The sequence below is a fragment of the Haloactinomyces albus genome, assembly GCF_031458135.1.
GTDB lineage: Bacteria > Actinomycetota > Actinomycetes > Mycobacteriales > Pseudonocardiaceae > Haloactinomyces > Haloactinomyces albus.
The window spans coordinates 3,980,720-4,004,581 of the sequence record NZ_JAVDXW010000001.1; the positions used below are offsets into that span (position 1 = coordinate 3,980,720).

Annotated in this window: 16 protein-coding genes and 3 pseudogenes; 10 read left to right on the forward strand and 9 right to left on the reverse strand. The window is 66.2% G+C overall.

What is annotated here, in order from left to right; genetic code table 11:
• Positions 1–560 precede the first annotated feature (560 nt).
• The 3 genes from JOF55_RS19000 to JOF55_RS19010 are packed head-to-tail and all read left to right on the forward strand — an operon-like array spanning position 561 to position 3,684.
• Positions 561–1,553, forward strand: a complete 993-nt coding sequence (locus JOF55_RS19000) for a Bug family tripartite tricarboxylate transporter substrate binding protein (protein WP_310276083.1) — start codon at positions 561–563, stop codon at positions 1,551–1,553.
• Entirely contained in the window at positions 1,550–2,149 is a 600-nt protein-coding gene (locus JOF55_RS19005; protein WP_310276085.1) for a tripartite tricarboxylate transporter TctB family protein, read from the forward strand. Before JOF55_RS19000 ends, JOF55_RS19005 begins: the two co-directional genes overlap by 4 nt.
• Positions 2,150–2,151: 2 nt before the next feature.
• Positions 2,152–3,684 carry a tripartite tricarboxylate transporter permease gene (locus JOF55_RS19010; RefSeq protein ID WP_310276087.1) on the forward strand — a complete coding sequence of 511 codons (1,533 nt, stop codon included), beginning with the start codon at positions 2,152–2,154 and terminating at the stop codon, positions 3,682–3,684.
• Between the two features lie 169 nt (positions 3,685–3,853).
• Here JOF55_RS19010 and JOF55_RS19015 read toward each other — a convergent pair whose 3' ends face one another.
• Positions 3,854–5,047 carry an MFS transporter gene (locus JOF55_RS19015; RefSeq protein WP_310276089.1) on the reverse strand — a complete coding sequence of 398 codons (1,194 nt, stop codon included), beginning with the start codon at positions 5,045–5,047 and terminating at the stop codon, positions 3,854–3,856.
• Between the two features lie 336 nt (positions 5,048–5,383).
• Here JOF55_RS19015 and acnA point away from each other — a divergent pair, with 336 nt between their 5' ends.
• The gene (gene acnA, locus JOF55_RS19020; protein ID WP_310276091.1) at positions 5,384–8,074 is read left to right on the forward strand and encodes an aconitate hydratase AcnA; all 2,691 of its coding nucleotides are present in this window, start codon (positions 5,384–5,386) and stop codon (positions 8,072–8,074) included.
• Positions 8,075–8,118: 44 nt separating this feature from the next.
• On the opposite strand, the gene JOF55_RS19025 is transcribed toward acnA, so the two are convergent.
• The 4 genes from JOF55_RS19025 to JOF55_RS19040 all read right to left on the reverse strand — a co-directional run bounded on the left by JOF55_RS19025 (position 8,119) and on the right by JOF55_RS19040 (position 12,823).
• A complete protein-coding gene (locus JOF55_RS19025; protein WP_374727556.1) occupies positions 8,119–8,997 on the reverse strand; it encodes a GntR family transcriptional regulator in 879 nt (292 codons plus the stop codon).
• A 280-nt stretch (positions 8,998–9,277) separates the two neighbouring features.
• Entirely contained in the window at positions 9,278–11,188 is a 1,911-nt protein-coding gene (htpG, locus tag JOF55_RS19030; RefSeq protein WP_310276095.1) for a molecular chaperone HtpG, read from the reverse strand.
• A gap of 469 nt (positions 11,189–11,657) precedes the next feature.
• Positions 11,658–12,497, reverse strand: coding sequence for an aldo/keto reductase (locus tag JOF55_RS19035; RefSeq protein ID WP_310276097.1), 840 nt, complete (start codon positions 12,495–12,497; stop codon positions 11,658–11,660).
• A gap of 164 nt (positions 12,498–12,661) precedes the next feature.
• Complete coding sequence (locus tag JOF55_RS19040) at positions 12,662–12,823, reverse strand: hypothetical protein (RefSeq protein ID WP_310276099.1); 162 nt, start codon at positions 12,821–12,823, stop codon at positions 12,662–12,664.
• Between the two features lie 868 nt (positions 12,824–13,691).
• Here JOF55_RS19040 and JOF55_RS19045 point away from each other — a divergent pair.
• The 3 genes from JOF55_RS19045 to JOF55_RS19055 all read left to right on the forward strand — a co-directional run bounded on the left by JOF55_RS19045 (position 13,692) and on the right by JOF55_RS19055 (position 18,248).
• Entirely contained in the window at positions 13,692–14,372 is a 681-nt protein-coding gene (locus tag JOF55_RS19045) for an IclR family transcriptional regulator (protein ID WP_310276100.1), read from the forward strand.
• A gap of 101 nt (positions 14,373–14,473) precedes the next feature.
• A complete protein-coding gene (locus JOF55_RS19050) occupies positions 14,474–16,795 on the forward strand; it encodes a cytochrome P450/oxidoreductase (RefSeq protein ID WP_310276102.1) in 2,322 nt (773 codons plus the stop codon).
• A gap of 103 nt (positions 16,796–16,898) precedes the next feature.
• The gene (locus JOF55_RS19055) at positions 16,899–18,248 is read left to right on the forward strand and encodes an MFS transporter (protein WP_310276104.1); all 1,350 of its coding nucleotides are present in this window, start codon (positions 16,899–16,901) and stop codon (positions 18,246–18,248) included.
• A 151-nt stretch (positions 18,249–18,399) separates the two neighbouring features.
• Here JOF55_RS19055 and JOF55_RS19060 read toward each other — a convergent pair whose 3' ends face one another.
• From JOF55_RS19060 to JOF55_RS19075, 4 genes and pseudogenes are all read right to left on the reverse strand, one after another.
• Complete coding sequence (locus JOF55_RS19060) at positions 18,400–19,431, reverse strand: MBL fold metallo-hydrolase (RefSeq protein WP_310276106.1); 1,032 nt, start codon at positions 19,429–19,431, stop codon at positions 18,400–18,402.
• A gap of 64 nt (positions 19,432–19,495) precedes the next feature.
• On the reverse strand, positions 19,496–19,654 hold the full coding sequence (locus JOF55_RS19065) for a hypothetical protein (protein ID WP_310276108.1): 159 nt from the start codon (positions 19,652–19,654) through the stop codon (positions 19,496–19,498).
• A 35-nt stretch (positions 19,655–19,689) separates the two neighbouring features.
• Positions 19,690–20,625 (reverse strand): VOC family protein, encoded by a 936-nt coding sequence (locus tag JOF55_RS19070; RefSeq protein WP_310276110.1) that lies wholly within the window; start codon positions 20,623–20,625, stop codon positions 19,690–19,692.
• 15 nt (positions 20,626–20,640) lie between these two features.
• Positions 20,641–20,895, reverse strand: a pseudogene (locus tag JOF55_RS19075) (fumarylacetoacetate hydrolase family protein); the annotation flags it as partial.
• On the opposite strand from JOF55_RS19075, the pseudogene JOF55_RS24550 reads away from it, so the two are divergent.
• The 3 genes and pseudogenes from JOF55_RS24550 to JOF55_RS19090 all read left to right on the forward strand — a co-directional run.
• Positions 20,885–21,303 (forward strand): annotated as a pseudogene (locus tag JOF55_RS24550) (FCD domain-containing protein); the annotation flags it as partial. The pseudogenes JOF55_RS19075 and JOF55_RS24550 overlap by 11 nt on opposite strands.
• Positions 21,304–21,501: 198 nt before the next feature.
• Positions 21,502–21,615 (forward strand): annotated as a pseudogene (locus tag JOF55_RS19085) (IS3 family transposase); the annotation flags it as partial.
• 172 nt (positions 21,616–21,787) lie between these two features.
• Positions 21,788–23,782, forward strand: a complete 1,995-nt coding sequence (locus JOF55_RS19090) for an FAD-dependent monooxygenase (protein WP_310276115.1) — start codon at positions 21,788–21,790, stop codon at positions 23,780–23,782.
• Positions 23,783–23,862: the final 80 nt, after the last annotated feature.

The following is a 23,862-nucleotide window of genomic DNA, read 5'->3' on the forward strand; positions in this document are numbered from 1 at the left end:
CGCTCTGTCGGGCACTTCCGGGGGGCAACGGCGAGGACACCCATCCGGGGTCGGCGTCTTTCGTCGCCACGGGGACCACCTCACATCTTCAACTCACTCGACATCGCCGAGTTGCCTCCGAGTACGGCAAGACACTAGAGTCCCGATTGGTTTTTTTCAAGCGAGAAGCACCAAACCAGTCGTCAACCCGGCAGTACCCAGCGGTGCCCACGGCGGGCGATGTTCGGCACGGAGGTCGCCGCGTCCGTCGCGCTCCCTTCGTCGTCGCAGCGCTGCTCTCCAGCGCTGCGGCCACATCCTGCGGCAGTGATTGTCTTTACTTGCACTTTAGTACAACTAATGCCCAGTGTCGCCGGTAGTGCCATCGATAAAGCACGAAGTTAACTGTTCATAAGGCTATCGACTGTCGATCATCAAGCAGGTATTGCGTTTAACGGCTTCTTCGTACAATATGCTTCCAGTCACACGCCGACGAGCAGTGGAACGCAGCCTCGCGCTCTGCTCGTTCCGAACTTCTTCGCGAACACGGTGCCCGTGTTCGGCCGACACCAAGGAGAACGATGAACGGATTCACCCCGAGCCGCCGCGAGGTGCTTGCCGGGGTCATCGGTGCGCTCGCACTCGGTGGGGGCGCATTGCAGGTTCGCGCGAGCGAAGCCTCCCGAAGCCAAGGTGGCGCACTCGAAATAATCGTGCCCGCAGCCGCAGGCGGAGGCTTCGACACGGTGGCCCGCCAGTCTCAGCACGCACTGCGCCAAAACGGCCTGGCGCAGGCGATCGAGGTCACGAATATGCCCGGCGGTGGTGGAACACTGGGGCTGTCCCACGTGGCCCAGCAGTCAGGACGTTCCGACCTGCTCATGGTGATGGGACTGTCCATCGTCGGTGGAGTACAGATCACCGGGTCCTCGACGACCCTCGATGACATCACGCCGCTGGCGAAACTGGCCGAGGACTACATCGTGGTCACCGTGCGCAGTGACTCACCCATTACATCGTTCGACCAGCTCGCACAGCGATGGCGTTCGAACCCGCGCGAGGTCGTGGTCGCAGGTGGTGCCGTGGGCAACGCCGATCACCTGCTGGTTGCCATGGCACTGCAAAGGCTTGGAGCAGACCCGGCCGACCTCAACTACCTCGTGTACTCCGGTGACGGCGAAGTATTGACCTCACTGCTTTCCCGCACTGCTGACGTCGCGGTGTCCAGCTACAACGGATTCGCGGCTCAGCTCGAAGCCGGCGAGGTACGGGCCTTGGCCATTTCGTCGCCGGAACGATTGCCCGGCATCGAGATTCCGACGGTCCGAGAATCGGGGCTCGATCTCGACCTCGCCAACTGGCGCGGCTTCGCGGCTCCCCCAGGACTGAGCCAACAGCAGCGCACAACGCTCGAACAACTCGTGCGCAACCTTGTGGAAACCCCCGAGTGGCGCCAAGCCCTCCAACGATTCGGTTGGAAAGACGCGTTCTTGATGGGCTCCGACTTCGAGACGTTTCTGGCCGAGGAAAAAAAGCGGCTCACCGAGATCATCGAAGGATTGGGGCTGGCATGACCACGGCACAACCACAGAAAAACGAGCTGTCCGAAGAAGAATCGGACTCCCGAGTCTCTCGGCCGAGCAGCGACCAAGCAGGTTCCACCCTGGCGATCGCTTTCTTCGCGGGTGTCCCAGCGGTCCTTCTGCTCCTGGGCAGCATGCTCATGCGTGTTCCCGAAGCATCGGGTTTTCTCGGCCCACGTTTCTTTCCGGTCGCCGTCGGAATCTTCTTGATGGTGACGGCACTCATCTGGACCGCATGGTCCTTGCACAGGAAGAGGTCCCACACTCGCGGATCGATCCCGAAGACCGCGCGCGACAGCACAGCGGATAACGAGGTAATCAGCGAGAGCGACAATCAAGTACACAGCAACTGGCGCACACTGGCCATCATGGCCACGACCATGGTCGGCCATGTCGTGCTGTTACAGCCGCTGGGATGGCTCATCAGCGGAACATTGCTGTTCTGGGGGGTCAGCTACGCCCTGGATCATCGGCGTCCGTTCTTCGATTTGTGCATCGCCGCCGCCATGGCCGGAACAGTACAGCTGGCCTTCTCCGGACTCCTGGACATCGCGCTCCCCGCCGGCATCCTCGGAAAGGTCCTCTGATCATGGATTCGTTCTCCTTACTGCTGTCGGGATTCGCCGACGCACTCACCCCCGCGAACCTGATGTGGTGCTTGGTCGGTGTCGTGCTCGGCACGGCTGTGGGGGTGCTGCCCGGACTCGGCTCCTCGATGGCGGTCGCCCTGCTGCTGCCGCTGACGTTCCTGCTGGAGCCCACTGCGGCGTTTATCATGTTCGCCGGCATCTACTACGGCGGGCAATTCGGCGGCGCCACAACCTCCATCCTGCTCAACACACCGGGGCAGAGCTCGTCGATCGCCACCGCGTTCGAAGGCCACACCATGGCGCGCAACGGACGCGCCTCCCAAGCATTGGCCGCCGCCGCGATCGGATCGTTCGTGGGTGGAATCATCGCCACCACCGTGGTGGCTTTCTTCGCCCAGAGCATGGTCGCCTTCGCGCTCGACTTCGGTCCTCCGGAATATTTCGCGTTGGCGATACTGGCCTTTGCCTCAACAGCAGCCGTGGTCACGTCCTCGCCCACCCGTGGAATCGCCGCATTGGGAATCGGGCTCGCCGTCAGCGTCGTCGGGATCGACAGCCAAACCGGTGCCGTGCGCATGACGCTCGGCATTCCCCAACTGCTCGACGGCATCAGCATCGTCATTCTCACCGTGGGACTACTGGCCGTCGGCGAGGTGCTCCACAGTGGATTTCGTCCCGATGGCACTGCAGGCGGGAGCGTCATCACCAGCGGAACGCCCTGGCTCGGTAAGACCGATCTGCGCCGATCCTGGCTACCCTGGTTGCGCGGCACACTCTTGGGCATCCCGTTCGGGGCCATCCCAGCCGGTGGTTCCGAGATCCCCACCTTCCTGTCCTACGGTGCGGAGAAAACACTGGCACGCAGACGCGGCCACAGCCAATTCGGCCAAGGCGCGATCGAAGGGGTGGCAGGCCCCGAAGCGGCGAACAACTCGACAAGCGCTACCACGATGATCCCCCTGCTGGGGCTGGGCCTGCCCATCTCGGCTACCGCCGCAGTCATGCTCGCCGCCTTCCAGCAGTACGGCATCCAGCCGGGACCACTGCTGTTCCAAAACGACGCCGACCTCGTCTGGGCGTTGTTGGCCAGCATGTTCCTCGGCAGCTTCTTCCTGCTCGTGATCAACTTGCCCTTCGCGCCGTTGTGGGCGAAGTTGTTGCGGCTGCCCCGCAGACACCTCTACGCGGGCCTGTTGGTTTTCGCCACGGTCGGTGTCTACTCCGCCGCCGAATCGATTTTCGATGTCGTGCTGCTCTATGCGGTCGGCGCACTCGGCTTGCTCATGCGCCGCTACGGCCTCCCCATGGCACCGGTCCTGATCGGAGCCATCCTGGGTCCGCTCGCCGAAGGAAAGCTACGTCTGGCGATGGCCGCGAGCCAAGGAGATCCCACAGTGCTCTTCGACAGCAATATCGCGATCGGCGTCTATACCGTTCTGGTCCTCATCGGAGCGGGATTCCTCGCCAAAGCGATTCGCGACGGTCGAAGGCGCGATACCGCCCCGCAGGATGGGGTTCTCTCTCATCGGTGATTGCCGACGACTCGATGTAGCCCCACTCGAAGTGCTGCCCGAGATCGTGCGGGAGTCGGCGGCCCCGGACAGCGTCGGCGTCCGGGGCCATACGTCCTCGTCCTGCGGTGTCCGACCCGGATGGTGCTGCATCACGCAGCGACTCCTGCCTTCTCGGCAGCCGAGAAGATCATGCACCGGGGCCGAAGCGTGCGAATCCGGCCGTGCCGAGCAGCATCACCGCAGCGAAGAGCAAGGCACTCGGCGCGCCCAGCGAGCCGGACACCGCGCCCGCGCAGGCGGGCAGCACCACTTGGCCTGCGCGGTTGGACCACAGTCGCAGGGCCAGCCCCGCGCCCCGGTCGGCCGTGCCCGCCGTGCGCACCACCGCGGTCATGGTCAGTGGTTGCCCGATGCCGAGAAAGAATCCGCCGACGGCGAGTGCGGCGGTCATCGTGAACACACCCAGATCGGGGGTGGTGACCAGCATGAGGCACACTCCGGCACCGAGGCAGCTGGTGGTGATCAGGGTGCGTCGCTGCCATCGTGCGGCCAAATACCCCAGTCCCAGTCGCGAGAGGATCGACGCTGCGGAGCGCACTGCCAGCAGCACGCCTGCCACGGCGGGAGCAATGCCGCGGTTCTCGGCGATCAGCGGCAGGTAGGCGGTGAGCAAGTCGACCGCGCCGAGCAGCGCAAGGCTGGTGAGCAGCCCGGTGGCCATGCCCGGTCGGCGCACCAGACTGAGCGCTCCCCGCCGGCCGGCGGGCTCGTGGGCGGGCGCCGCGCCGGACGAACCGCGGTGCAGCAGCAGCGCAGGCAGCAGCCCTGCGCAGGCCGTGATCGCCACGACGAGGAACGCCGTGGTCGTCGCACCGGTCAACGCTGCCCCGGAAGACCTGCCCAGCAACAGACCCGCCCCGAGTGGGCCGAGCATCTGCCCGACCGACACGGCGGCGGTGAACAGTCCGAAGTTGCGATCCAGCGCGTCGTCGGCGGACACGTTGGTGATGAAGCGTTGGCCACCCATCATGAACACGATGTGACCGAAGCCGAGCACAGCCGAACCGACGGCCACGCTCACCAAAGAAGCCGAACTCGCCAACCACAGCGGTGCTGCGACGAGCAGGCAGGTTCCGGTCAGCAGGACCGGGACGGTGCCGCCGTTCCGATCCGTATAGCGGCCGAGCGGCAGGGCCACCAGAAGCGACAACAGCGCATAAGCCGCCGTGATCAGCCCGATGGCGACTTCACCACCACCCAGGGAGATCACTCGATACGAGATCAGCGGCCGGGCCAGGTTAAGAGCGGTCTGGGTGCAGATGACGCACACCAGCACCAGCGCCAGCCGATGCGAGAGGCCTTTCGGTTTGACCGTGCTCACGACACCGGACCGATCTCGACGTCAAGCCTGTGCATCCTTCTCCTTGATGTTGGTCGAGCCGGTGACCGCGCGCGAAACGATCCTCGAACGAGGTGCCAGCGAGCTCGCCTCCCGGACACGTTGGCTTTACGTAATCATATTGTACTAATGTGTTCTTAAACACGATGACGCGACCAAGATTCGCCCTCGTCGGTCCGTCGCTCCGCTCTCATGTAGCTGTTCGTGTGGCCACTGTCCTGCATCGGGGATCCAGTCGGCTAGCATTTTGTGCTAACGTGCACTTTAAGACAATCTACGGTCGAATGCTGGGGAGCATGAAAGCAGCGAGGTGTGACGATGAACGTATCCGAGCGGACGTGGGCGGAGACGTCCGTGCTGAGCATTGCCGGGCGCGAATACCGTTACGTGCCGCTGCATCGGTTGATGAGCGGCGACGAGCTGACGGTTCTCCCTTACTCGATCCGGATTCTGCTGGAGAACGTGGCCCGGAAGGCCCCCGCGGAACTGCCCGCTGTGCTCGATCGTGCCCGAACCGGCACCGGCGAGTGTGAGGTTCCGTTTCATCCGAACCGGATCATGCTCCACGACACGACGTGTCTACCTACGCTGGCCGACTTCGCCGCCGTGCGTGATGCGGTGGCCGAACTGGGGGGCGAGCCCGCTGCCGTCAACCCGGTGGTCGATGTGGACCTGACCGTGGACCATTCGGTCATCGCCGAGGATTACGGTGCACCTTCCGCTTTGGAACACAACCTGGGCATCGATTTCGAGCGCAACCGGGAACGATACGAGTTCATCAAGTGGGCGGAGAACAGCCTCGATGGCTTCCGCGTGGTGCCTCCGGGCAAGGGGATCATTCATCAGGTCAACATGGAGATCCTGGCACGCGTCGTCTGGCAAGCGCCCGGCGAGGTTCCACCGATGTTGCATCCCGACGCTCTCGTGGCCACCGACAGCCACACCCCGATGATCAACTCGATCGGTGTGCTCGGCTGGGGAGTGGGCGGCCTTCAGGCCCAGGCTGCGATGTTGGGCGAGCCGATCCTGTTCGGTTTTCCGGAGGTCGTGGGCGTGCACTTGAGTGGTCGCATGAAGGAGGGCTGTACCGCAACGGATCTGGCTTTGACCGTCACCGAGTTGCTTCGGTCGCGCGGTGTCGTGGGCAGCTTCGTCGAATTTTTCGGAGAGGGCCTCGCCAACTTGTCGTGGGCGGATCGTGCGGCGGTCGCGAATATGGCCCCCGAGTACGGCGCCACCTGCGCGTTCTTCCCGTACGACGAGGAAGTGCGCACGTACCTGGGCCTGACAGGACGGTCCGCCGAACAGCGGGCCGTGGTCGACTCCTACATGACTGCTCAAGGGCTCAAGCGCACACCGGACAGCCCCGTTCCGCGTTTCGATCGGACCGTCGAGCTCGACCTCGATGCGGTGGAGCCCTGCGTGGCCGGGCCGCGGCGTCCCGACCAGCGCATTCCGCTGTCCGGCGTTGCCGATTCGTTTCGCCGCGAAGTCGAAACCACCGTACCGGCCTCGGAGACCGATCCGATCTTCGGTGAATCGGTGCCGACCGGCCCCGTCGCCATCGCCGCCATCACCAGCTGCACCAACACCGCCAACCCGACCTTGATGATTCAGGCAGGCCTGGTGGCCCAGCGAGCCCGCGAACTCGGACTGGCCACCAAACCCTGGGTCAAAACGTCCCTCTCACCTGGTTCCCGGGTCGTCACGCGGTACCTGGAGGCCGCCGGGCTGCTCACCGCCCTGGAAGACAGCGGTTTCCACACAGTCGGTTTCGGCTGCATGACCTGCATCGGCAACTCCGGACCGCTGCAACCGCGGATGGAAGAACTCGTCGAAACAGGCACCGATGCCGTCGCGGTGCTGTCGGGCAACCGCAACTTCCCCGGCCGGGTCAACCCCGCGATCTCGCTGGCCTACCTTGCCTCGCCGCCCCTGGTCGTGGCCTACGCATTGGCAGGGTCCGTATTGCACGATTTCGATACGCAACCACTCGGTACGGATCACGAGGGCGAGCCCGTCCATCTCGAGGATCTCTGGCCCGGTGATGCCGAGGTCGCCGCTCGCGTAGCCGACGCGGTCACCGCCGAGATGTTCAGCGACAACAACGCCGCCATCCGAGACGGCACCTCCCACTGGACGGCCCTCGGCGCTGAAAGCACCACCCGATTCCCGTGGCATCCCGACTCGACCTATGTCAGGCGACCGCCCTACCTCACCAACGTCGCCCCCGTGCCCTCGCAGAGCCGTCGGATCGACGACGCCCGTGTGTTGCTGTGGTTGGGCGATGACATCACCACCGACCACATTTCACCCGCCGGTGCCATTCCCCGGAACAGCCTCGCGGGGCACTACCTCCAGGTCGCCGGAACATCGCCTCGTCATCTCAACCAGTACTCAACGCGTCGCAGCAACCACGAGGTGATGTTGCGCGGTGCCTTCACCAATCCAGCCGTGACCAACCACCTGCTGCCCCCGGAGTCACGCGGATCCGGTGGGCACGCCTACACTGCGGACCACGACCGGATACTCCCGGCCTACGAGGCCTCCCAGAGCTACCGTGAAGCCGACCTCGACCTCATCGTGATCGCGGGACGCAATTACGGAACGGGCTCCAGCCGCGACTGGGCGGCCAAGGCCCAAGCGCTCTTGGGTGTCCGCGCGGTCATCGCCGAAAGTTTTGAGCGCATCCACCGCAGCAACCTCATCGGTATGGGCGTGTTCCCGCTCGAGTTCGCCGACGGATGGGACGCCGCAGGCCTGAAACTACGAGGCGACGAAGCGCTGGCAATAACCGACCTGGACAATCCGCACCCGGGAACCAACACGGTGATGCTGCATATCCGACGCGTCGACGGAGCAACATCGCGAGTCCCGTTACGTCTCCGGCTCGACTCCCGCCACGAAGTCGCCTACCTGCGACACGGCGGGACCATGCCCTACGTCGTACGCCGTTTCCTACCCGAACAACCGCATACCGGCGAACACGCACATCGCCCCCGGACATAAGCCGCCGATCCCGGCCGCACTCGCCCGGATGCCCGGCCTCCGCCTCACCGGACCTCAGGGTCCGGAGGCGGCGGTTCCGGGCCGATCCCGGTCTTGAGCCACCGCACCCGGTCCAGATGCGCGTGCAGCAGGTCGGCTGCCGCGCGAAACTCGCCGTGCTCCAGCAGGTCCAGCAGCTTGAGGTGCTCCCGGGCCTGCCCCACGTGCCGTGAACGGTCGAACTGATGGCGGTACTCGATCAGCTTGCGCACGCGGTTTTGCCGTCGCACGGCATCCAACAGAAAAGCATTGCTCGAGCAGCTCACGATCATCTCGTGGAATTCCGAGCCCGTTCGGAACAGCTCTGTGCGTGATGACGAAAGCACCTGCCCGTGCAACAAGGCCTCCTGCCGCGCGCGGTGCTCGGCGAAAGCCTCCGGGTCCACGGCGAACCCCGGCTCCAGCACAGCAGCGGGCTCCACGATCATCCGAAACCGATAGCTCTGATCATGCCCTTCGGCGGTGGCCAGTACCTGCTGAAACTCCCAGCCACGACCGGGGCGGCGCCGCACCAGGTCTTCGCCCTCCATGCGGATGAGCAGGCGCTGGGCCTGCCGAGACGACAGGCCGTAGCGACGGGCCACCTCAGCGGCCGTGAACTCCGTATCGAGCCGCCCACTCAGATAATCGTCGACGAGCTGGAAATAGACGGTCTCCTCCGCGCCGGATGTCGACTCCAAGCTGGACTGATCCAGCTCGTCAGCCGATCGACCAAGAAAGAATCCCCGGTTGGGAACCCGCTCCACGATGCCCAGTTCCGCCAAGAACAGCATGGCCTTGCGCACGGGTGACCGAGAGACCCCCAACGAGTCGGCCACCCACTGCTCGGTGAGATGAGCACCCTTCTCCAACCCGTGAAGACGAAGAAGATCGACCACCTGCATCGCCAGCGACGTCGACAGCGCAGAACCGGGTCCACCAGGTCCTTGTCGCGTTCTCACGGACTCCTCGATCAACCAAGCTCCCAAGGTCAAGGTCTCTTCCCACAGCCGGTCACCCCGGCCTCAGAGGCTCCGGCAGTAGGAACTGCCGGAGCCTCTTATTCGACCGGCCAAGACACACCGCAGCATGGCCGATGCTTCACCCGAACCCAGCGTAACGCCGCACGCCCTGCCGGGTTCGGAGAGCGACTGCTTTCCGGACCCGGCAGGCGCGCGGGAGCGGTTACAGCGTCCGGGCGAGCCTGGTGGCCAGCAGGGTGGTGAATTCTGCGGGTTCCCGGAGCTCACCGCCCTCGGCCAGCAGCGCCATGCCGTGGACGAGTTCGGCCGTCTCTTTCAGTTCCTGGCTCTCGCCGTTCTTGTCGTAGGCATCGCGCATCCCGCTCACGAGGGGATGGTTGGGATTGACCTCGAGGATGCGTTTCACCTGCGGCACCTCGTGGCCCATGGCGCGGTACATCTTCTCCAGCGTGGGTCCGATGTCGTCGTTGTCGCCGACCACGCAGGCCGGTGACGTGCTCAGGCGCGAGGACAGCCGCACTTCCTTCACGTCGTCGGCGAGCTTGGTCGACATCCAGGACAGCACCTCGGCGAACTCCTGCTCCTGCTGTGCCCGCTCGGTACCGGAGCCGTCCTCGTCCTGCTCGTCGAGGTCGACCTGGCCCTTGGCGATCGACTGGAACCGCTTGCCGTCGAACTCGGGAGCCGACTCCACCCACATCTCGTCGACCGGGTCGGTCAGCAGCAGCACCTCCAGCCCCTTGTCCCGGAAGGCCTCGATGTGCGGGGAGTTCTCGACCTTGGACCGCGAACTGCCGGTGATGTAGTAGATGCTGTCCTGGCCGTCCTTCATCCGCTCGATGTACTGGCGCAGCGTCGTCTTGCTCTCGGGGTCGTGCGTGGACTCGAAGGACGCGATCTCGAGGATCTGATCGCGGTTGTCGATGTCGTTGACCAGCCCCTCCTTGACGGCCTGGCCGAACTGGTCCCAGAACTTGGCGTAACGGTCCGGGTCCTCGGTCATCAACTCCTTGACCGTGGAAAGCACCTTCTTGACCAGGCGCCTGCGCATCATCTGGATCTGGCGATCCTGCTGCAGGATCTCCCGCGAGACGTTGAGGGAGAGGTCCTGGGCGTCCACCACGCCCTTGACGAAGCGCAGGTACTCGGGGAGCAGCGCTTCGCAGTCGTCCATGATGAACACGCGCTTGACGTAGAGCTGGACACCGCGCTTGGCCTCGCGTGTGAACAGGTCGAAGGGGGCCATCGAGGGGATGAACAGCAGCGCCTGGTACTCGAACGTGCCCTCGGCCCGCAGGTGGATGGTCTCGAGCGGGTCGTTCCAGTCGTGGCTGATGTGCTTGTAGAACTCGCGGTACTCCTCCTCGTCGACCTCCTCCTTGGGACGAGCCCAGAGCGCCTTCATCGAGTTGATCGTCTCGATCTGCCGCGTGGTTTCGCCCTCGGAGTCGGTGCGCTCGACCTCCATCCGGATGGGCCACGAGATGAAGTCGGAGTACCGCTTGACGATGTTGGTGATCGTCGTGCTGTCGGTGTAGTCGAGCAGGCTGTCTTCCTGGTCCTCGGCCTTCAGGTGCAGCGTCACCGCCGTCCCCTGCGGGGCCTCGTCGACCGTTTCGATGGTGTAGGTGCCCTCGCCGGTGGAGTCCCACCGGGTGCCCGTGTCCTCCCCGGCTCGGCGGGTCAGCAGCGTCACCCTGTCGGCGACCATGAAGCTGGAGTAGAAACCGAGCCCGAACTGGCCGATCAGCTCCTGCGCGGCCGCGCCGTCCTTCGTGTCCTTCAGCTGCTGGAGGAGCTCGGCCGTGCCCGACTTCGCGATCGTGCCGATGAGCTCCTGGACCTCGTCGCGGGACATGCCGATACCGTTGTCGCACACCGTCAGCGTGCGATGCTCCCTGTCGGCCTCGATCAGGATGCGCAGATCGGAGGTGTCCACCTCCAGGTCCTTGTCGCGGAAGGACTCCAACCGCACCTTGTCGAGCGCGTCCGAGGCGTTGGAAACGAGTTCGCGCAGGAACGTGTCCTTGTTCGAGTAGATGGCGTGGACCATCAACTGCAACAATTTGCGCGATTCCGCCTGAAATTCGAACGTTTCCGCCTGCGTGCTCACTGATCCCCTTTCCGAAAATCACAATTCCCGCGCGCGGTGCCGCGTCGAACGACGACACCGGTACGGCCAAGGTTATAGGAGCGCGCATGAACGCGACAATCACCCGCCCTCGACACGCGTGATGCAGCACTCCGGCCGGACACGGGAGTCGCAGCAGCGGAATCGCCGGAACACACCGGGTGACGGCACGGCCCGGTTGCCCGCACCCACGGAGGGATCCCCGCCTTCCTGATGCGCCTTCGATGCCGCGCCGCTTCGCCCTTCCGTCGGATCCCAACGCCCAGCACCACCCCACCGCCACCGAACAACTCCGCCACCTTCTCGCCTAACCAGGCGGCGGGGGTCCGATGAACGGTGTTTCCGGTGGTTTGGTTCGGTAGGTTTCATCCGGCGGACCCGGTCAATGTGGCGCTGGAGGAGCTGGTCCGAGCCCGCCGCGAGCTGCCGGAGCCTTCCCCGGTACGCGCGACTACATCTCCTCGTGAACGTCCGGGTCTCCGCCAAACAGGCGCCCGTCGTCCCTGGCCAGCCCACTGATCGCCGCGACTTCGGCATCGGTGAGTTCGAAGCCGAAGAGGTCGAGGTTTTCCCGCTGCCGCTGCGGGTCCGCCGACTTCGGTATGGGCAGTGCATCAAGCTGCAGCTGCCACCGCAGAATCACCTGCGCTGGCGTGACGCCGTGTGCAGCTGCGGCTTCGGCCACCGGCCGCTCGGCAAAAGGGACACTGCGTTCGCCCAACGGGCTCCATGATTGCGTCTGGATTCCCAGCTCGGCATTGACCTGGCGCATCGCGGCCTGCGGAAAGTACGGGTGCAGCTCGAGCTGGTTGACCGCAGGTGTGACACCGCTGTCATCTATGATGGCGCGCAGGTGCTGCTCGGTGAAATTGCTGACGCCGATGGAACGCACCAGGCCCCGCTCGCGGAGATCGACCAGGGCGCGCCACGCTTCGACGTACCTGCCGACACTCGGATTGGGCCAGTGGATCAGGCACAGATCGAGGTAGTCGGTCCCCATCTTGCGCAGGGACTCCTCGACCGACTTCACAGCCGGGGAGTACTCGTGGTGCCGGCCGGGGACCTTCGTGGTGATACGCACGTCCTCCCGAGCCACGCTGGATGCGCGCACCGCCTGGCCGACTGCCTCCTCGTTGCCGTAGTTGACGGCGCTGTCGAGCAGCCGATAGCCGCTCTCCAGAGCGGCGCGCATCACCGCTGCCCCATCTTCGTCGCGCAGCGGGAACGTACCGAAACCCACCACGGGCAGGGAGTTGCCGTCGTTCAGCTCGTAAGAACCGATCCCAGTCACTCGCCCAGCTTAGCTTGACCCGCACTGACGAGGGCGGCGCGGATTGCAGCGGTGCTGAGTCGGTCGACGGTGTCGCCGCTCCGGATGCGGGGGAATGAAATCGTGCCACGCCACCCCGCAAGTGCGTCTGGCTGTCCGGGCAGGCCATATGCGCCTTGCCGGGTTCAGATATCGGTGTTGTTCACCGCCGCAGCACTCATCCGCACCAGCAGTTCCCCGGTATCCGGCCGCGGTACGGGCACAGCGGCACCAATCGAAACCGTGCTGAGGTCGCTGGGGCCCGCGGGAAGGAAGCGGCCACCGGAACGATGGTCCCGTGGTTTCACGCGCGGAGCAGGGTTTCGCGCAACGCGGCCAGGATGTGCCCCTGCACCGCTTTCGAGGCGAAGGAATCGGCGACTTGGAACGGTGCCATGCGGCTACGCCCGGACGGCGCCATATAGGTCTGCCCCCGGTCCCGGTACGATATTCCAGTTGCGAGGCGATCAGCTGAAAGCGGGCGCGGCGTTCACGGCCGATGGCGTCCCACTTCTCCACCCGCGTCGCGAGCTCGCACCAGGTGCAGGTCAGTCACCGCACGAGTGGCCCGTACTTCGTCGACGGCGGTGAACGGTTGATCGTGCCCCTGCATCGCTGGCTATGCCCGCGCGTGGAAAGTGGGCGGTCACCTCCGCTTACCCTCAGACCCTTCTCTTCGTGCGCTGTACCAATCCGTTTGTGCGCCAATGAGGCAGCACAGTGGCGAAATCGGCTCGCCGGACCATCACACGTGGACAGTGGCGTCAGGCGTTCTGTGGCCGTCGCGGTCAGGCGGTTTCGACTCTTCGACAATCCATGCGGGATCGGCGCGACTGGTCCTGTCGGAGGTGGTCGGCGTGCTGGCGGTCAGGGTCGAAAGCTCGTCGTGGTCGCCCGAGTTGTGCGAGCTGCCTGCGACACGGTCCGGCGGTTTGGCCGACGGACGTGGTGGTGGTTCTGCTCGGAAGCAGCTCAGGGCAGGAGCTTCGGAAAGTCAGCCCCGGCGGTTCTCCGGAGCGATACTCACCGGTGTTTCCGCTGTCCCGAATGGTCCTCGGCCCCCGGCACCCGTTGCGGGTGACCTCGGGCTCGGTGGCGGTGTTCCGGGGCACCGGACCACGCAGGCACAAACCCGCCAGTCGCTTTTATCGCAGACTGAAGTGCGATAGTCGTGACATGTCGACATTGCAGACCCTGGATCGCGGGTTGCGGACCCTGAACTTCGTGTCGCTGCAGCCGAGTGGTGTGCTGGTCAGTGAGATCGCGGAGGAGTTGGGCGTGCATCGCGCCATTGCCTACCGCATCGTGGGCACGCTGGAGGGCCACGGCCTTGTCGCCCGGGACGAGGGCGGCCGGGTACGCCTGGGCGCGGCGGTGGCGACGCTGTCCCGCAGGTTCGCTCCGCAGCTGATGACGGCGGGTCGCCCGGCCCTCAAGGAGCTCGCCGATCGTACTCAGGCCACCAGCTTCGTGTCGGTGGCCGAGGGGGACGAGTGTGTCGTGGTCATGGTCGAGGAGGCCCGCGGCCAGGCGCTGCGGGTCTACTACCAGGAGGGGGCCCGGCATCCGCTGCACCGCGGCGCGCCAGGGCTGGCGATCCTGGCCACCCGCCCGGAGTCCCCGCACGACAGCGAGGACGTGCGCACCGCGCGGGAGCGCGGCTACAGCCTCACGCACGGTCAGCTGCAGACCGGCGCCACCGGCGTGAGCGTGGGGTTGGCCGGCATTCCCGCGCTGGAGGCCGCCGGGATCGAGGCCTCGGTCGGGGTCGTGGTCCTGGGTGGGCTGGACACCGAGCGCGCGGTCCGCGAGTCCCGGGCGGCGGCCGTTCGTCTGGGCGCTCTGCTGACCGGCTGAGCGCTCGGGGTTGACCGCGGTGTGTGAACTCGCTTACGTTTCCAGGAAGTTTCGGTTAAAGCACAAATGTGTGCGATATGAGAGACACCTGGGAGATGTGTATGACGGGCGAGTCGGTCACGCAGGGATGCCCGGTGACCCCGCAGGGGTGCCCGGTGTCGGACCGAGCGGCGGCGTTCACTCCCTTCGGCGACGAGTATCAGCACGACCCGGGGGCCGCGCTGGCCTGGGCGCGCGAGGAGGAGCCGGTCTTCTACTCACCCGAGTTGGGCTACTGGGTGGTGACCCGGTACGAGGACGTGAAGGCGGTCTTCCGCGACAACATCACCTTCTCCCCCTCGATCGCGCTGGAGAAGATCACGCCCACGATCACCGAGGCCGATGAGGTGCTGCGCAGCTACGGCTACGCGATGAACCGGACCCTGGTGAACGAGGACGAGCCCGAGCACATGCCGCGCCGCCGGGTGCTGATGGAACCGTTCACCGCTCCGGCGCTGGTCGAGCGCGAAGACATGGTGCGGCGGATGGCCCGGGAGGCCGTGGACGCCTTCGTCGACGACGGCGAGGTCGACCTGGTCACCGAGATGCTCTACCAGGTGCCGCTCACGGTGGCGATGCGGTTTTTGGGCGTGCCCGAGGAGGACATCGGCCCGCTCAAGGAGTACTCGGTCGCGCACACGGTCAACACCTGGGGCCGCCCGAAGCCGGAGGAGCAGGTGCGGGTCGCCCACGCGGTGGGCAATTTTTGGCAGTACGCCGGGCACGTGCTCGACAAGATCCGGCAGGACCCGAGTGGGCCGGGGTGGATGCAGTACAGCGTGCGCAGGCAGGCCGAGCATCCCGATGTGGTCACCGACTCCTACCTGCACTCGATCATGATGGCCGGCATCGTGGCCGCTCACGAGACCACCGCGCACGCGGCCGCCAACGCCGTCAAGTTGCTGCTGGAGCGCCGCGAGCGGTGGGAGGAGCTGTGCGCGCATCCAGCCCTCATCCCGAACGCGGTGGAGGAGTGCCTGCGCCACTCGGGTTCCGTGGCCGCCTGGCGCCGCGTCGCCACCACCGACACCGAAGTCGGTGGGGTGCCCATCGCCGAGGGAGCCAAGCTGCTCATCGTGCAGGCCACCGCGAACCGCGACCCGCGACACTTCGAGGACGCCGAGCGGTTCGACCCGCGCCGTGAGTCCGCCGGCGAGCACCTGACCTTCGGTTACGGCGCGCACCAGTGCATGGGCAAAAACCTCGCCCGGATGGAGCTGCAGATCTTCCTGCAGGAGCTCACCACCCGGCTGCCGCACCTGGAGCTGGTCGAGCAGGACTTTCAGTACGTGCCCAACACGTCCTTCCGCGGCCCCGAGCACCTGCGGGTGCGCTGGGATCCGGCGCGAAACCCCGAGCGGCACGATCCGCAGGTGCTCAATGTGCGGCACCCGGTCACCATCGGGGAGCCGTCCAAACACGCCATCTCCCGGGCGATGACGGTGACCCACGTGGAACGGGTCGCAGAGCGGGTGGTTCGCATCCGGCTCGAGGAGCCGGACGGCAAGCCACTGCCCGCGTGGACCTCCGGCGCGCACATCGACGTGGACTGCGTCGACGGGGACGAGGTCCTCACCCGCCAGTTCTCGCTGTGCGGTCCAGCCGAGGACCACCACGCGTATGAGATCGGCGTGCTCCTGGAAACCGACAGCCGTGGGGGCTCCCGCTGGGTGCACGAGAACGCGGTCGAGGGCGCGACCTTCCACGTCCGCGGCCCGCGCAACCACTTCCGCCTCGACGCGGACGCCGAGCGGCTGGTGCTGGTCGCCGGCGGAATCGGCATCACACCGGTACTGGCGCACGCCGACCGGGCGAAGTCGATGGGACTGGACTACGAGATCCACTACGCCGGCCGCGCGGCCGAGCACATGGCCTTCCTCGACCGGTTGCGGAGTGACCACGGCGACCGACTGCACACCTACGCCTCCGCCGAGGGGCACCGGCTGGATCTGGCCCGCGTGCTCGCCGACGTACGCGCCGGAACCCAGGTCTACGCCTGTGGTCCGGACCGAATGGTGCAGGCGCTGGAGGAGCTCGCCGAGAGCTGGCCCGAACCCGGCGCGCTGCACGTGGAGCACTTCAGCTCCGCCCTCGGCGCGCTCGACCCGAGCATCGAGCACGCCTTCGACGTGGTGCTGTCCGACTCCGGCCTCACCCTGCGGGTCCCGCCGGACAAGACCGTGCTGCACACGCTGCGCGAGCACAACATCGACATCCAGTCCGACTGCGAGGAAGGGTTGTGCGGCTCCTGCGAGGCACCCGTGCTCGCCGGCGACGTCGACCACCGCGACGTGGTGCTCGGCCGCGGCGACCGCGCCGCGCACAGCCGGATGATGACCTGCTGCTCCCGAGCCCACGGCGACCGCCTCGTACTGCAGCTGTGACCGGCGTACCCGTGAACCCGTCCAACTCGGCACGGAGAGAACTCGACGCACACCACGTCTCCGACCAGAACATCGAACCAAGCCAGATGAGCAGGGAAGTGCCATGACACGTTCTGGATCCGAAAGAGCAGCCCCCGACCCCACCGCCGCATCCGTCGCGGACAGTGGGGCACAACCACCGGCCACGCCCGTCCGACGAGTCGCCGCGACCGCGCTGATCGGCTCGGTCATCGAGTGGTACGACTTCTTCCTGTACGGGTCCATGGCAGCGGTGGTCTTCAACCAAGTGTTCTTTCCCGCCGTCGACCCCCTGATCGGGACCCTCGTCGCGTTCGCCACCTTCGGCGTCGGCTTCGTCGCCCGGCCGATCGGGGGCATCGTCCTGGGCAACTACGGGGACAAGTTGGGCCGTAGAACAATCCTGATGATCACTCTGCTGATCATGGGAATTGCGACGACGCTGATGGGTGTCATTCCGTCTTACGACGCCATTGGGATATGGGCTCCGGTGCTTCTCGTCGTATTTCGTCTTCTGCAAGGCTTCGGCGCAGGTGCGGAGTTCGGTGGAGCGACTCTCATGTCGGTGGAATACGCGCCCCCGTCCCGGCGCGGGGTGACCGGTTCACTGCCGGCTGCCGGAGTCATGGTGGGACTACTGCTGGCCACCGGAGCGGTTGCCGCCTTCTCGTCTCTCCCGGAGGAACAGTTCTTGTCCTGGGGGTGGCGCATACCCTTCCTGTTCAGCATCGTCATGGTCGGCGTGGGTCTCTACCTGCGGGCACGCATCAACGAGACCCCTGCCTTCGCCAACCTCAAGCAGGAACGCACCGAGGTCAAGACACCGGTTTTGGAGGCCATCCGCACCGAACCCAAGAACGTGCTCGTCGTCGTGGGCGGACGGATGGCAGAGCATGTCGTCCTCTACCTCTACGCGGTCTTCATGTTGACCTACATCAGTCAGCAGCTCGATCTGCCCAGGACCACTGCGCTGATCGGTGTCGTCATCGCCGCGCTGATATCGCTTGTCACGGTTCCGCTGTTCGGTGCTCTCACCGACCGGGTCGGTCGACGTCCGGTCTACATCGCCGGCGCTGCACTCTCGGCTCTGTCGGCGTTCCCGATCTTCTGGCTCGTCGGCACCGGCTCCACAGCGCTGATCTGGCTGGCACTCATTTTCGGCATCGCGGTCGGTTGGGCGGCGATGGTGGCCGCACAATGCGTGTATTTCAACGAGCTCTTCCCGGCCCGGCTCCGCTACAGCGGAAGTGTTTTCGGCCGCGAGATCGCGTCGATCTTCGCCGGCGCCTTGGCTCCTCTGGTCGCCACCGCGCTGCTGGCCTGGTCGGGCGGAGCCGCATGGCCGATCGCCGTTTACATCATCCTCATGTCCCTGATCACCGCGCTCGCCGTCTACCTCGGTCCCGAGACATACCGGAGGAACATCCTCAAATAGTCCCGGAAGCATCGTTGGCACGGAAGACAAACCGGATCGGCTGTGGCGGGCGAGGCGGGTGCGTGTCAATGTAGCGGCGGCCAGCGGCGTCACAGCCGGCTGGACATGCCGGCCATGCCGATGCCGTCAGACCGAGCGGCACGGGGGTTGGTCAGCCGATGTCGAGTTGCATGAGGTCGTGGCCGAGGATGACCTTGCCGGAGTAGCCGCGTTGTGCCCGGCGTAGCCACTGGCCGTCGTTGACCGAGGATGGATCCCCGGGGACGAGGTGGTTGAGCACGAGTGTCTTGGCGCCGGCTCGTTCGGCGATCGCTCCGACCCTGTTGACGTCGGTGTGCGATGCGGCGAGGTGCTTGAGCAGCGAGTCCGGCACGTTCTGCTCGGCGACCCAGTCGAGGTCGATGACCTCGTGCACCAGGATGTCGACGTCGTCGGCCAGCCGCACCAGGTTGGCACTGGCACTGGTGTCGCCGGAGAACACTACCGAGCCGTCGTCGGTGTCGAAGCGGAACGCAAACGACGGGAACACCGGCGGGTGCTGTACCAGCGTGGCGCTGACCTTGACGTCGTCGTTTTCGAGCACGGTGAACGGGTCCATGTCCGGCCACAAGTTCCCGGTCGCGCTCGCGCCCACCTCCGGCAGCGCGATGTCGTGCGCACGCAGCACCGACCGGATATCCGGCCATGCCTCGTCGCGCATGCGGATGTTCAAGTCATACGCGCTCGCCTCGATGGCCTTGTCGATGAAATCCACGGTCCCCGGCGTGGGATTGTCCGGAGACACCGTCGAGACTTGCCGATCCGGTGGGTTCGGCGGTGGTAGTGCGCCTGCGGGTCCTGGTCCGTACAGGTCGATGGGGCCGTCCACGCTGCGAATCCCGCCGTGGCGGAGCCAGGGCACGGTGTACAGGTCAGCGATGTGGTCGGAATGCAGGTGCGTCACGAACACCGAGCGGATGCCGGAGGCCTCGATACCGGCTTTGTGGGTGCCCTCGAATGCCCCGTGGCCCAGGTCGATCAGGTAGGTGCGATCTTCGACCTGAATCGCTGAACTGATGCCGCTGCGGCCGCCCCAGGGCGGTGGCCCACCGCCGGCGCCGATCAGTGTCAGTCCGGAACGCCCGGATCCGACCGGTCGTGCTGCCCGCGCGGGTTCGGGTGCTGAGGCGAACAGCCCCGTCATCGCGGCACCGGCGATGCCGGCACTTCTGAGGACCGACCGCCGAGTGGTGGCCTCGCCGTGCGCTTCACACGTGGTGCGTCTCCTTGGTGATCATGCTCTCCGCCCTCGGGAGGGCGACGAGCGTGCGGCGCGGCTGGTGCCCCCGGGAGTACACGTCCGATCCCGACACCATGGTCGTGGCGTCTTCCGGTGAGGTGGCAGGCCCCACCGCGTTCGTCGTCATGCACGCAGTCGGCCATCGACACGTCGCCCATGTCCTCACTTGCCTGCGTGCATGCCGGTCATCAGGGCGGCGAGGTCGTCGGGTTCGAGGAACGACGGTGGCGGGGGCGGGCCCCACGAGTACAGCCCGGCCATGCCGTGCAGCACTTCGGGATCCCACAGTTCGTCCTGGGGAATGCAGTCCATGTCGGAGTAGTACTCGGAGAAGTTGCCTGCCGGGTCTTTGAGGTAGTAGAAGAAGTTGGAGCCGGCGTAGTGCCGACCGAGGCCCCAGATGTGGCGCTCGGGGTTGCCTTCGAGCATGTCGTGGGCGCCGCGACCGACTTCGTCGACGTCGTCGACTTGCCAGCTGGTGTGGTGCAGGAAGTTCACCGGGGCGGACATGACGAGCACGTTGTGGTGCTCGACCGAGCAGCGCAGGAACACGGCGTGGTCTTCCATGTAGTCGCTGACCCGGAATCCGAGTCCGTCGGTGAAGAACGTCTTGGTCGCCTCGAGGTTGGTGCTGCCCAGCACCGCGTGACCGAGCTTGCGGGGCCGCACCGGTTCGCTGCGCGAGAGGAACGGTGCCCGGCCCCACCGGTCGATGCGGCCGGGCCCGTTGACCGGTGTGGCCGGTGGGGGTGGGTCGATGGAGATGCGCGGCCGCACCGCCACGCGCACCGCGGCGCCGGTGATCGGCTCGAATGCCCGTACCGCCGACGGGCCGTGAATCGGATCGTGTTCGAGCGGCACGCCCAGCTTGCTCAACTGGCGTGCGGTGGCGGCGATGTCGTCCTCGTCATCGGCGGCGACGGACAGCTCGACCAGACGGCGCGTCGGAGCGTAGACGATGGCGAACTGTTCGCCACCGTCACGGGTGGCGAACACGCCGTTGCCGCGGTGTTCCAGGCCGAAGTCGGTGTAGTAGGCGATGGTGTCGTCGACGTTGGGCACACCGATGGTGACCTTGCCCAGCCCGTGCAGTGCCATGACCGTGGTCCTTCCTCACTTCGCGTCGCCGCCGGCGACGAAGGTCTGATGCAGTTCGCCGATCCCGTCGATCCAGCTGTCGAGCCGCTCGCCGGGTCGCAGGAAGCGCTGCGGGTCACGCCCCACACCGACCCCGGCTGGTGTGCCGGTGAAGACGACGTCGCCGGGGTAGAGGGTGACGGTGCGCGAGAGTGCCGCGACCAGTTTCGACAGTGGGAAGATGAGGTCCCGGGTCCGTCCCTTTTGGACTTCCTGGCCGTTGTCGGTGCAGCAGGGCGACATGCACTGGGAGTCACAGGCCGTGGCCGCGCATCACGTGCTGGAGCGCACCCCGTTCCTCGGTGACGATGACACCGATCACCCCGGCGACGCGTGGTCGGCCGCGCACGCGGCGTTCCACCAAGCGCTACTGGCCGGATGCCCGAACCGACGGTTGCTGGCCACGGCGCGCAAGCTGCGCGAAAGGCCGAGCTGTACCTGCAATGGTCGGTCTCCTTCGGCCAGGAACCCGACCGCGACGTCGCCGCGGAACACCGGGCGCTCCTCGATGCCGCGACCGCACGAGAGGCCGACACGGCCTGCGAGCTCCTGCGCGACCACATCGCGCACACCGCGCAGCTGGTGATCCGGGGTGCCTCCGACGAACCCAACACCGCCGACATCGGCGAGCGGCCATGATGGGGCCTGGGTGATCTCCTGAACGGCGGCGGCCGAAACACGGCTGAAGCCGAGACCGCAGAGCTCGTGCACGGGACTGTTTTCACGAACGGTGTTTCGGCCCGGATTCGTCCGCGGCGACTTCGTCGAGGGCATCAAAAACTCCGCCTGGTCCGAGTAAGCGCTCCCGTATCGCTGAACGATGGTTTCCGAGCCCAACGGGTGCACGCCGAGAGCTACGGCGCCTACGGCGGACGGAAGGTATGGCCGGTGCTGAACCGGGAAGGAGTCCGGGCGACCCGTTGCGCCGTGGAACGGCTGGTGTGGGAACTACGGGCTCCGTGGCGCTTCCCCGATTTCGGAGGTGTTCTTCATAACAGAACGTTCTGTTCCTCAGGGAGTAACTTGTCGCACGATGGAACGTGTCACCCGGTGGTCCGCGGTAGGGCTCGGCGGCCCTTCACCCGACGGCCCGGGGAGTTCGACGCCCAAAGGAGCCAGAGCAGTGCAGTTCTATCTCGACGGATACAAGCCCGGGGACCCGTTCGTCGCGGATCCTCACCCGTCCCTGGCCGAGCGTCCAACCGGCCTGCCGGAGGAGGCCGATGTCGTGATCCTCGGCTGCGGTCCGGCCGGGCTGCTCCTGGCGGCCCAGCTCGCCGAGTTCCCCGAGCTCCGCACCGTGATCGTCGACCGGCGGGACGGGCCGCTCGAGGTCGGCCAAGCCGACGGCGTCGCGTGCCGCACGGTGGAGATCTTCGAGACGTTCGGCCTGGCCGACCAGCTCATCCACGAGGGCTACCAGGTCAACGAGGTCACCTTCTGGCGACCGGACCCCGAGGACCATGACTCGATCGTCCGCACCGGACGCATCGACGACGTCGAGGACGACCTCTCCGAGATGCCGCACATGATCGTCAACCAGGCACGGATGCTGACCTACCTGCGCGACCACATGCGCCGCTCCGCCACCCGTGCCGAGCCTTTCTACGGGCTGCACGCCACCGACGTGCAGGTCGACACCGAAAGCAACGCCGAACACCCGGCCACGGTCACGCTGCAGCACCTCGAGGACTTCGAGCCGACCGGGGAGACCTCGACCATCCGCGCCCGCTACGTCGTCGGCTGCGACGGCGCGCGCAGCGCCACCCGGGAGTCCATCGGTCGCAGTCTCGAGGGTGACGAGGCCAACCAGTCCTGGGGCGTGCTGGACGTCCTGGCCGTCACCGACTTCCCCGACATCCGGCTCAAGTCCACCATCCAGTCCGAGCAGGGCAGCCTCCTGATCATCCCGCGCGAAGGCGGCTACCTGGTCCGGCTCTACATCGAGCTCGACAACGACCGCGACGCCGAGATGCTGCAAAACCGCAGTGCGACCCCGGAAAAGCTCACCGCGGTCGCCAACCGGATCCTGCACCCCTACAGCATCGATGTGAAGCACGTCGGCTGGTGGTCGGTCTACGAGGTCGGCCAGCGCCTGTGCGACCGCTTCGACGACGTCGGCGACGCCGAGGTCGGCAGCCGCCTGCCGCGGGTGTTCATCGCCGGCGATGCCTGCCACACCCACAGCGCGAAGGCCGGGCAGGGCATGAACGTCTCGATGGCCGACTCCTGGAACCTCGGCTGGAAGCTCGGCACCGTGCTCAACGGGACCTCGCGACCCGAGGTGCTGAGCACCTACTCCGCGGAACGCCAGCAGGTCGCCCAGGAGCTCATCGACTTCGACCGCGAGTTCGCGGCGCTGTTCAGCGAGCGGCCGGACGACGACGGCGAGGAGACCGATCCGACGCGGTTCCAGAATTACTTCCGCGACAAAGGCCGGTTCACCGCCGGCGTCGCGGTGCGTTACGGGCCCTCCGTCCTCACCGCGGCATCACCCCACCAGCACGTGGCGGAGGGATTCCAGCTCGGGATGCGGTTCCATTCCGCGCCGGTCATCCGGCTGGCCGATGCCAAACCGGTGCACCTCGGCCACGCGGCCCGGGCCGATGGCGCCTGGCGCCTCTACGCGTTCGCCGACCGGGCCCACCCGAGCGCCCCCGACTCCCGGCTGCGGGAACTGGCCGAGTTCCTGGCCTCGCAGGACTCACCGATCGCCCGGTTCACCCCACCCGACGCCGACCCCGATTCGGTGATCGACGTCCGGGCCGTGCTCCAGCAGGGACATCGCGACGTCACCGTGGAGGACGTGCCGCCGGTACTTCTTCCCCGTAAGGGACCGTTCGAGCTCATCGACTACGAGAAGGTCTTCTGCCCCGATCCGGCTACCGACATCTTCGATCGGCGTGGCCTGGATCGGGACCACGGAGCCCTCGTGGTCGTCCGCCCGGACCAGTACGTCGCGCATGTTCTCCCCCTCGACGCCCACCACGAGCTCGTCGACTTCCTCCGCGGAGCACTGGTCGAGGTCGGCACGCCCACCACCTCGTCCGATCGTGAAACCGCCGGCGCGGCGGCCACTTCACCGCAGCGCACGAGTCTCGCGCACCACGGCGGATGACCCCCGCCCGGCCCGGCCGGAGAAGGCTGCAGACCGGTGAGCGGCCGGTCCCGCACGTCTGCACCCAGCCACCACAACCA

What these genes read in the sequence shown, in the direction of transcription:
- JOF55_RS19000 (WP_310276083.1), top strand. Translation starts at nt 561, where the DNA reads ATGAACGGATTCACCCCGAGCCGCCGCGAGGTGCTTGCCGGGGTCATC.
- JOF55_RS19005 (WP_310276085.1), top strand. Translation starts at nt 1,550, where the DNA reads ATGACCACGGCACAACCACAGAAAAACGAGCTGTCCGAAGAAGAATCG.
- JOF55_RS19010 (WP_310276087.1), top strand. Translation starts at nt 2,152, where the DNA reads ATGGATTCGTTCTCCTTACTGCTGTCGGGATTCGCCGACGCACTCACC.
- acnA (WP_310276091.1), top strand. Translation starts at nt 5,384, where the DNA reads ATGAACGTATCCGAGCGGACGTGGGCGGAGACGTCCGTGCTGAGCATT.
- JOF55_RS19025 (WP_374727556.1), bottom strand. Translation starts at nt 8,997, where the DNA reads ATGCAGGTGGTCGATCTTCTTCGTCTTCACGGGTTGGAGAAGGGTGCT.
- JOF55_RS19045 (WP_310276100.1), top strand. Translation starts at nt 13,692, where the DNA reads ATGTCGACATTGCAGACCCTGGATCGCGGGTTGCGGACCCTGAACTTC.
- JOF55_RS19050 (WP_310276102.1), top strand. Translation starts at nt 14,474, where the DNA reads ATGACGGGCGAGTCGGTCACGCAGGGATGCCCGGTGACCCCGCAGGGG.
- JOF55_RS19055 (WP_310276104.1), top strand. Translation starts at nt 16,899, where the DNA reads ATGACACGTTCTGGATCCGAAAGAGCAGCCCCCGACCCCACCGCCGCA.
- JOF55_RS19060 (WP_310276106.1), bottom strand. Translation starts at nt 19,431, where the DNA reads ATGACGGGGCTGTTCGCCTCAGCACCCGAACCCGCGCGGGCAGCACGA.
- JOF55_RS19065 (WP_310276108.1), bottom strand. Translation starts at nt 19,654, where the DNA reads ATGACGACGAACGCGGTGGGGCCTGCCACCTCACCGGAAGACGCCACG.
- JOF55_RS19070 (WP_310276110.1), bottom strand. Translation starts at nt 20,625, where the DNA reads ATGGCACTGCACGGGCTGGGCAAGGTCACCATCGGTGTGCCCAACGTC.